A 9,228-nucleotide genomic window follows, 5' to 3' on the forward strand; every position below is an offset into this window, starting at 1 on the left:
AAGAGAAAGCGCAAGCGTTTGATATTCAGCTTCTTGAAAAAAAAATCAATGAATGCTTTAAACATGTTAAATAACACTTACCAGAAGCCCCACTACCCACCGAATTGATTTGGATGAACAATCTCTTCGCTAAAGTTCATGCTTCTGATAGCGCTATTTCTGTTGGACTTGAGTTCTATTTAGGAGAAGACAACGAAATGATTAAAAACATTCCTACGGATAATCTTTACGCATGGCAACGTAGACGCATGGTGAAGAGCTATATTCCAAGAGATGTTGTACAGGCTTGGTTACAAGCGAATATTTTCAAAGTTCCAACCGGAAAGCTTATCGAGAACATCATACACGCAGGTAAGGTAATCTATTGTGTAGAAGCTGCCTTCCCAGAAGCTAAAGACGAAGACATCATGCGTTATACTACAGAAGAATTAAAATACGCTCGTGAACACGAAGGGATGTTCTGGAAATATTTAGTAGATCAGAAATTGTTGTTTGACAATACTGAAAGAGATAAGGCCAATTTATTGAATGAAGGTCCGTATACAGTTGGTCTTCCAGACGACTCTCCCGACAGAATGGGACAGTTTTTAGGATGGCAAATGGTAAAATCCTTCATGGATAAAAATGAAGATGTATCTTTGCCTCAATTATTAGAAATAGACTACAACAAGATTTTACAATCTTACGATACAAAATAATATGTCAGAAGATAAAATAGTAAAAACGTCGAGCATTAAAGTAGACGTTGGAACCAATGAGAACAACGTTCCTGTGCGTATGAAATGGAACGCTGAGGATGGAAATGTGATGGACAAAGAAGCAAGCGCAATGCTACTTTCTTTATGGGATCCGAAGGAAAAAAACACCATGAAAATTGATTTGTGGACCAAGGATATGTCCATCGAAGAAATGAAACAATTCTTCCACCAGACTTTATTGACAATGGCAGACACATTTGAGCGTGCAACAGGTGAAAACTTAATTACAGAAGATTTACGTGATTACTGTTACCACTTTGCACAAAAAATGGAAATCTTACCAGAATAGGTTATACATTATTTACCATAAAAAAAGGCTATCCAATTGGACAGCCTTTTTTTTATGTCTTTACTATCTATTAGATAGTCATGATATCTTTCTCTTTCAACGCTACTTTATCATCAATACGCGCCACGTACTGGTTAGTAATGGTTTGAATTTGATCTTCTGCTGATTTTGCTTCATCTTCAGAAAGTCCGTCATTTTTAAGATTCTTAATGAAATCCATTGCGTCTTTTCTATTGTTACGCACACCTACTTTAGCGTCTTCACCTTCAGCTTTTGCTTTTTTACAAAGATCTTTACGTCTTTCTTCTGTTAACGCAGGAACACTGATAATCAACATCTCTCCGTTATTTTGCGGTGCCAATCCTAAGTTCGCATTGATAATTCCTCTCGAACATTCGTCTAACATTGCTTTTTCCCAAGGTTGTACAGTAATGGTTCTTGCATCAATAGTACTTACGTTTGCTACCTGCGCCAATGGTGTTGGAGAACCGTAGTAATCTACCATTACACTTTGCAACATAGATGGATTTGCTTTACCTGCACGTATTTTCAATAATACGTTATCTAAATGTTCTATTGTTTTTTCGTTCGCACCTTTAAACTCATCGAACGCCATTTGTACTTCCTCAGTCATGTCTCAAATTGTTTTCACAAAAATAAGTAACAAATATAATTAATGTTTGCTTAGGATATGGTTCCCCTAAACTTTTTCGTTGATATAAAAGGAAATTGAACCCGCAAAAAAATTTAAGATAAGTTCATCTTTCTTTCACAGTATATAGCTGCAGAATTATTATTTTAAGACTATGGATAAAAGCAAAGCAAGAGTGGCCAGTAATGCCATCGGAAGATTATACATTACAATGCGACATTTAATGAACCGTGGTTTTTACAAACCCATGGGTGTTTCTGGGAAAACCCTGCGTGAAGCCTTGCTCGAACTCCAACCTGAAATTTATGGTGCCATCGCTGAGGATAAATTAGAAATTAACGGTTTGTTCTATGTGCTCGACCGTTTACCTGAAGGCATAGAAAATTGTAAATTCATCCATTTAACTTCTGACGAAGGCTATAAAGACACACACATTCCAGTAATCATTCCTCCTAAACGTAGAAGAAAATGTTACCTCTTAGACGAAGAACAAATCAATATTGAAATTACCCGCGGTAGATCTGATGTATACGATATACTCACCCACCTTACCTTTCTCTTTATAGAGTCGCATAAAATAGCGCACCATGTGCTAAGAGAAGATGAAAAGGACACTATACGCGAGTGGAAAAAACTAGAAGAAGCCCTGCAAAAGTCAGAATTGACTGAAGAGGAAATTGAACTCGCACTTATTCATACCTCTACCATTATAGGAAGAAGTTTTACAGAAACTAAAAATGTTTACCTCCAATTTGCCAATGAACATCATCCGCACCGCTTTCTTCATTTAATCTATGGTTTGGGAAAACTAGCTTTGGATGAAATCCAAAACAAAGACAAGCGTGTAATTACCTTTTCCAAAACTTTGAGACAACGCATAGGGCATCATATCTACGGAGATATCTGGGCAACGAAACTGAAACAAAAATTACAAGAGTTACAGCTATTAAACAGGCCTCTTCATATTATCTCTGCCAACATGCACAGTGTAATGAATTACCTCTATGGAAAGCAAAGCATGCAAACTGAAAATGCCATGGATTGTTTTCAGCAATTGAGTCAGACAGAAAACAAGGCAGACAGAAAAAAGGTTATGCGCTATGCAAAACAACACGGCTTACATTTTATCAAAGACGATACGGGAACCAATATAGATGTACAAATCATAGATCTTGCTCAAGTGAACCTTAACCATAGTTACTTAGAAAAATCAAAAGCAAGTAATGCCGTATTGTTGGTTATGGACTACGCCTTTGGTGAACAAGCATACGAAAGTATGGACGAATTGTTAAAACCTTTAAGACTTGAAAAAGAAGAAATCAAACTAAAAGTTGAATCCATTTCTATTATGGGTAAAGCAGGTATTTTAGAGGGAGACAAAGGAGATATAATGTTACCTACTGCTCATGTCTTTGAAGGTACGGCCGACAATTATCCTTTCCAAAACGAACTTCACCTTTCCGATTTTCAGCACGAAGATTTGAAGGTACAATGCGGTCCAATGATTACCGTGTTAGGAACCTCTTTACAAAACAAAGATGTATTAGAATATTTCAAAACTTCCACTTGGGGCATGATAGGTTTAGAAATGGAAGGCGCACACTATCAAAAGGCCATACAGAGCGCTTCTAAGATTCGAAAAAGTATTAGCGAGGGTGTTACAGTAAGATACGCTTATTACGCGTCAGATAACCCTCTAAAAACGGGCTCTACCCTTGCCTCTGGAGGATTGGGATTAACGGGTGTAAAACCAACTTATATCATTACTAAAAAAATACTGCAACAAATCTTGAGGTAAGACTTTCCTTATATTTAATTGGCAAACCGCCGGGCCATCCGTTCTAGGTACTTCACGCATGGCAAAGTATCACTAAATATTTTGTGCACTTCCGCTGGTCGTACCCCAACTTTTAAGTGCTGCTAAACCTTGCCCAAAGTAAGCTGCCACTTCTCCCCCTGTTTGAACATAAAAAAAGCCACTCAAAAAAGAGTGGCTCTATATACATTTGAACGAGAATTAATTCTTCATTCGCAATTCTTAATTCTTAATTCTTAATTAACAAGTGTTCCTACTTGATCACCTTCCACAACTTTTCTCAAGTTTCCAGGAGTGTTCATATCAAATACAACGATAGGAAGATCATTTTCCTTACATAAAGTAAAGGCTGTCATATCCATCACGTTTAATCCCTTCGCGTAAACATCGTCAAAACTAATGTTATCGAACTTTTCTGCATTTTCATCCTTCTCTGGATCAGCTGTGTAAATTCCATCTACACGAGTTCCTTTCAAGATTACATCTGCCTCAATTTCTATCGCTCTTAAAGAAGCTGCAGAATCTGTAGTAAAGAATGGGTTACCAGTTCCTGCTCCAAAGATTACAACTCTACCTTTTTCAAGGTGACGAACTGCTTTACGACGAATGTAAGGCTCTGCTATCTCTTTCATTTCAATAGCTGATTGTAAACGCGTCTTAATATCTTGTGCTTCTAAAGCAGATTGAAGCGCCATGGCATTGATCATAGTAGCTAACATTCCCATGTAGTCACCATGTGTTCTATCCATACCTCCTTGTTGCGCTTGAACTCCTCTAAAGATGTTACCACCACCAATTACTATGGCTACCTCAACACCTAGGTCTACGATTTCTTTAATTTGCGTTGCGTATTGCGTAATTCTATCGTTATCAATACCAAACTGCTTATCACCCATGAGTGCTTCACCACTCAATTTTAGAAGAATTCTTTTGTACTGCATCTATTCCTTTTGATTTGGACAAAAATACTTCTAAAATGTATGAAAAAACAAGCTTTTGTATAAAAAATAGCGGAGAGATTTCTGGTTGACGATTATCCGGGATGCGTCTCATACAATTTACCAGAAACAAAAAAGGCCATCCCTAGGGGACAGCCTTTTTTATATTTTGAATAGCTTTTTCTTAGCTTAAAGAGAAACGCTTGAATTCAGTAACAGTTAAGTCTTTATCGATAGACTGTAAGTACTGCTCTACTGATTGCTTGTTATCTTTAATAGAAGCTTGGCTCAACAAAGTGTTTTCTTTGAAGAATTTACCTAAACGACCTTGAGCAATTTTCTCAGCCATTTCAGCAGGCTTACCTTCTTGGATCGCCAAATCTTTACCAACTTCTAATTCTCTAGCAACAGTTTCAGCATCGATTCCATCTTTGTTTAACGCTAATGGATTCATTGCCGCAACTTGCATAGCAACTTGCTTACCAGCTTCTGCATTACCTTCTTTGTTCAAAGCAACTAAAGTAGCCAATTGGTTACCTGGGTGGTTGTAAGCTACAACCTCAGCAGCTTCAACCTTCGCGAAGTTAGATAAATCTAATTTCTCTCCGATTACACCAACTTGCTCAGTAATTTTCTCAGCAACTGTTAATTTATCATCGTATTTCAAAGCGTTCAATTCTTCAACTGAAGAAGCACCGTTTTCCATACCGATGTTTAAGATAGAAGTAACAAAGTTTCTGAAGTCATCATTCTTAGCAACGAAGTCAGTCTCACAGTTCAACTGTAACATGTAACCAACGTTTCCTTTAGACTCAGCGAAGATAACACCTTCTTTAGCTTCGTTTTCACCTCTCTTAGCAGCAACTTTTTGCCCTTTCTTACGAAGGATGTCGATTGCTTGTTCGAAATCTCCATTTGCTTCAGATAATGCCTTTTTACAGTCCATCATCCCAGCTCCTGTCTTATCTCTTAATTCTTTTACTTGTGCAGCTGTAATTGCCATGTGTAAAAAATTTTATTCAATTAGTATTTTATTCTTCTTCTTCTTTTGCTGCTGCAGCCTTTGGAGCTTCAGTTTTAGCAGTCTCCTTTTTTGGAGCCTCTTTCTTAGCAGCTTTTCTTTCTTCTAAACCTTCTTTGATAGAAGATGTAACAGCATCCATAATGATAGAGATAGATTTTGTTGCATCATCGTTAGATGGAATAGCGAAATCAACTGGACGTGGGTCTGAGTTAGTATCTACCATAGCAAATACTGGAATATTCAAACGCTTCGCCTCTTTCAACGCAATGTGCTCTTTCAATACATCAACGATGAAGATCGCTGCTGGCTGACGAGTCATATCTGCGATAGAACCAAAGTTCTTTTCTAATTTCTCTCTCTGACGTGTTTTGAATAGACGCTCTCTTTTAGAAAGTGTATCCCAAGTTCCATCTGTCTTCATTTTGTCGATAGATGTCATCTTACGAACTGACTTACGTGTTGTAGCGAAGTTAGTTAACATACCACCTGACCATCTTTCAGTAACGAATGGCATGTTCACTGTGCTAACTTTATCAGCGATAATTTCTTTCGCTTGCTTCTTAGTAGCAACGAATAAAATTTTCTTTCCTGACTTAGCAATTTGCTTCATTGCTGCACACGCTTGATCCAAGTGAGCAATTGTCTTATTTAAATCGATAATGTGGATACCTTTTTGCTCAGCAAAGATGTAAGGAGCCATCGCTGGATTCCACTTTCTTTTAAGGTGTCCAAAGTGTACACCTGCGTCTAATAAATCTTTAAATTCTACTTTTGACATTTTAATTTTCTTTATTGTTTACGTTCCTTTAGTATCAGGGCCTGAGGGTTTCTAATGAAAGAAAGGGTTCTCAAGAACTTAGATGCTAAACAAGCGCCAAAATATAATCTTCGATTAACGTTTCGAGAATTGGAATTTCTTACGAGCTTTCGGCTGACCTGGCTTCTTACGCTCAACCATTCTTGGGTCACGCGTCATTAAACCTTCAGCTTTCAATGCTGGCTTCATTTCCTCATCAATTTTTACAAGAGCTCTTGAGATACCTAAACGGATAGCTTCTGCTTGTCCATTTACTCCTCCACCTGCTACGTTGATTTTAACGTCATACTGTCCAACAGTTTCAGTTAATTCAAACGGCTGAACAATCTTAGATTGTAATACAGCTACTGGGAAAAACTCCTTGTAATCTCTATTGTTAACAGTAACATTTCCAGTTCCCTTAGTAAGGTAAACTCTAGCTACTGAAGTTTTTCTTCTTCCTAATGTGTTAATTACTTCCATTTTTCTTATTTGAATGATTCAAGATCAAAATTCGCTGGCTTCTGTGCTTCATGCTTGTGCTCAGCACCTTCAACCACGATTAAATTTCTGTACAACTGGCGACCTAATTTGTTCTTAGGTAACATTCCTTTAACAGCCATCTCTACCATACGGATAGGACGCTTAGCCATTAACTCTTCTGCAGTTAATGAACGCTGTCCACCTGGGTAGCCTGTGTGACGGATGTAAGTTTTGTCTGACCACTTGTTTCCTGAAAGTACGATTTTCTCTGCGTTAATAACGATTACGTTATCACCACAATCTGCGTGAGGAGTGAAGTTGGGCTTGTGTTTACCACGGATCAACTTCGCTACCTTACTTGCTAGACGACCTAAAGTCTGTCCCTCTGCATCTACTAACAACCACTTTTTATCAGCAGTTTCTTTGTTACCAGATACTGTTTTGTAACTTAATGTATCCACTCTTTTTTAATTTATTAAATAAGACAATTTCCCCATTCCATACTTGAAACGGGGCTGCAAAGATAGTACAAGTAAATTTTATTCACAAGTCCTCGGTGGAAAAGATTGATAAAGGATTGATTTATTGTTTATTTGCTCACTTGAGACTGAACAAAACTAAACAAAAAAGCGTCACCTCAAAGAGGTGACGCCCTAACTTTTTCAAAATAAGAATCCTTAGAACTTATAACCAATGCTTAGGCTCATCATTAAGTTATGGATCGTAATCGTTCCACTATCTACGAAAAGGTGGTGGAACCATAAATCTTGTCTAACACCAGCATTACTTTCATAGGATGTATATTCAGCCCTGTCGAAAAAATCAGTGTCTAAAGAAAAGCCAACTCTAAAATGTGATTTAAAAGTTTTACTAATGGTTGTACCTATGTTCGCTTTGAGCCAAGTATTACCTGAAGATAGATTTAACATAACATTTCCTGACGTTAGTGGATAGGAATTTTTGGAAGGGTAATGTTTTCCCGTTAATAAAACTCTTGGAGATATATCTATTCCTAATTTTTGGATAGAAATGTTTCTTGCCACCCCCCATTGAATCATTGATTTATTTACTGAAACGGTTTCTGTTGTAAGTGCTGGATTGTCACTTGAAGTAGTAGACAAATCGTGGTCATACCTAACACTTTTAAAATTCACTTGAAAAGCATGAGAATATTGCGCTAGCAAACTCCACTTTTTAGATTTGGAAATAGGCGTTTGAAAATAAATAGAGAGCCCCGTTTCATTCTGTTTATAGAAGTCTCCTCTTTCCGTTTTTCCAATTTTCTCACCTTTCGTTTTTTGAATGGGAGTCTGGAAGGGAGCTACAGACCAATACGTCCTAACACCAATCTCTTGGGCAGAAATGGAAAATGTAAAAGATAGTAGTGTGAAAATGATTAGTTTTTTCATGATATTAGGTTTTATGATAACAAGTTACACGAAAAATATTTTTCAGCCTTGCATTTTAACAAAAAAAGCGCCACCTCAAAGAGATGACGCTTCTGTATAATATATGACAAAGCTCAGTAAAAAACATTACCATAATGAATACCTTCAGTTTTATAACAATTCAATTTGAGAGAATACCAATTGGTCTTTCTTCATATAGTAGTATGTCACCTTATTACTATCATCACTTGGCAAAGCATCGAAATAGTAGATTCTTCCTAAATCACCTAAGGCATCCTCAGGTAATTCGTTCTCTAAATAATCTTTATCTGATGAAATGGTAGCGGCACATAAAGACAAAGAACTAAACATTCCTTTTCTTTGAATGAATACTAAGATCATTTCTCCATCTTTTTCAGTTACATATTTGAAGTTACTCATTTTATATGCTTCTAGTAAACCTCTAAGCTGGGTAACACTTGTTGCAACTCCTTCCACAACAATTTTGTTGGCTTTATTTTTTACCACTTGCACATTTTTAAGGGCAAGTCGTTCATCAATTTCTAAGATGACAAAAGATCCAAATCTAAACGCCGTATTAATCGTAAACGCCGTTCCTCCACCTGCTCCTATAGTTGCAGATCCTCCTACAGAAGGACTTAACTTTACAGTTTCTGTGATAATTTTAAAACCTTCACCAGATCTTACGACATCATTAATAATGAATTGAGGAGAATCTTTAATGTTGTCGTCGTTATTTTTTATGGTTGTTGAAATTTTCGGACTAATCTTTCTAGACCAGTTGTATTTAATATCCTTGACAACGTCACCTTTTTTATTGTAAGATTTCAAAAAGACACCATCTGGTCGAGCACCCTTATCAGAGTATTGACCAAAGAGTACAACATCTTCATTGAACACTTTAATTTTACCTGCAACGTTATAAATACCTACACCGTACATTTCATTAAAAACAGTCTGACCCTCATTGTCAATTTTCATCACAAACTGTTCGTAATTATCCTTTTTCATTCCTTTTCCTTGTAGGTAAGAAATAATTACATTGCCTTGCTCATCTGTGATT

Annotated in this window: 11 protein-coding genes; 3 read left to right on the forward strand and 8 right to left on the reverse strand. The window is 36.9% G+C overall.

The window, feature by feature from the left end; all coding sequences use genetic code 11:
- Positions 1-113 precede the first annotated feature (113 nt).
- Both R3333_RS09360 and gldC read left to right on the forward strand, forming a co-directional pair.
- Positions 114-698, forward strand: a complete 585-nt coding sequence (locus R3333_RS09360; RefSeq protein ID WP_318958527.1) for a hypothetical protein — start codon at positions 114-116, stop codon at positions 696-698.
- A gap of 1 nt (position 699) precedes the next feature.
- Entirely contained in the window at positions 700-1,047 is a 348-nt protein-coding gene (gene gldC / locus R3333_RS09365; RefSeq protein ID WP_318958528.1) for a gliding motility protein GldC, read from the forward strand.
- Positions 1,048-1,117: 70 nt separating this feature from the next.
- On the opposite strand, the gene frr is transcribed toward gldC, so the two are convergent.
- Positions 1,118-1,681 (reverse strand): ribosome recycling factor, encoded by a 564-nt coding sequence (gene frr, locus R3333_RS09370; RefSeq protein WP_318958529.1) that lies wholly within the window; start codon positions 1,679-1,681, stop codon positions 1,118-1,120.
- Positions 1,682-1,853: 172 nt separating this feature from the next.
- Between frr and R3333_RS09375 the strand changes: the two genes are divergently transcribed.
- On the forward strand, positions 1,854-3,497 hold the full coding sequence (locus R3333_RS09375; protein ID WP_318958530.1) for a DUF6909 family protein: 1,644 nt from the start codon (positions 1,854-1,856) through the stop codon (positions 3,495-3,497).
- Positions 3,498-3,751: 254 nt separating this feature from the next.
- Here the strand turns inward: R3333_RS09375 and pyrH are convergent, their stop codons facing one another.
- The 7 genes from pyrH to R3333_RS09410 all read right to left on the reverse strand — a co-directional run.
- Positions 3,752-4,456 carry a UMP kinase gene (gene pyrH, locus R3333_RS09380; protein WP_318958531.1) on the reverse strand — a complete coding sequence of 235 codons (705 nt, stop codon included), beginning with the start codon at positions 4,454-4,456 and terminating at the stop codon, positions 3,752-3,754.
- Between the two features lie 181 nt (positions 4,457-4,637).
- Positions 4,638-5,456, reverse strand: coding sequence for a translation elongation factor Ts (gene tsf, locus R3333_RS09385; RefSeq protein ID WP_318958532.1), 819 nt, complete (start codon positions 5,454-5,456; stop codon positions 4,638-4,640).
- A 28-nt stretch (positions 5,457-5,484) separates the two neighbouring features.
- A complete protein-coding gene (gene rpsB, locus R3333_RS09390; RefSeq protein WP_318958533.1) occupies positions 5,485-6,255 on the reverse strand; it encodes a 30S ribosomal protein S2 in 771 nt (256 codons plus the stop codon).
- A 114-nt stretch (positions 6,256-6,369) separates the two neighbouring features.
- Positions 6,370-6,756 carry a 30S ribosomal protein S9 gene (rpsI, locus tag R3333_RS09395; protein ID WP_318958534.1) on the reverse strand — a complete coding sequence of 129 codons (387 nt, stop codon included), beginning with the start codon at positions 6,754-6,756 and terminating at the stop codon, positions 6,370-6,372.
- A 5-nt stretch (positions 6,757-6,761) separates the two neighbouring features.
- Positions 6,762-7,217, reverse strand: coding sequence for a 50S ribosomal protein L13 (gene rplM, locus R3333_RS09400; protein ID WP_318958535.1), 456 nt, complete (start codon positions 7,215-7,217; stop codon positions 6,762-6,764).
- Positions 7,218-7,433: 216 nt separating this feature from the next.
- On the reverse strand, positions 7,434-8,165 hold the full coding sequence (locus R3333_RS09405; protein WP_318958536.1) for a hypothetical protein: 732 nt from the start codon (positions 8,163-8,165) through the stop codon (positions 7,434-7,436).
- A gap of 150 nt (positions 8,166-8,315) precedes the next feature.
- A partial coding sequence (locus R3333_RS09410) for a hypothetical protein (protein ID WP_318958537.1) occupies positions 8,316-9,228 on the reverse strand: 913 nt, incomplete at its 5' end.

Source organism: Lishizhenia sp. (assembly GCF_033720595.1).
Taxonomy (GTDB): domain Bacteria; phylum Bacteroidota; class Bacteroidia; order Flavobacteriales_D; family Crocinitomicaceae; genus Lishizhenia.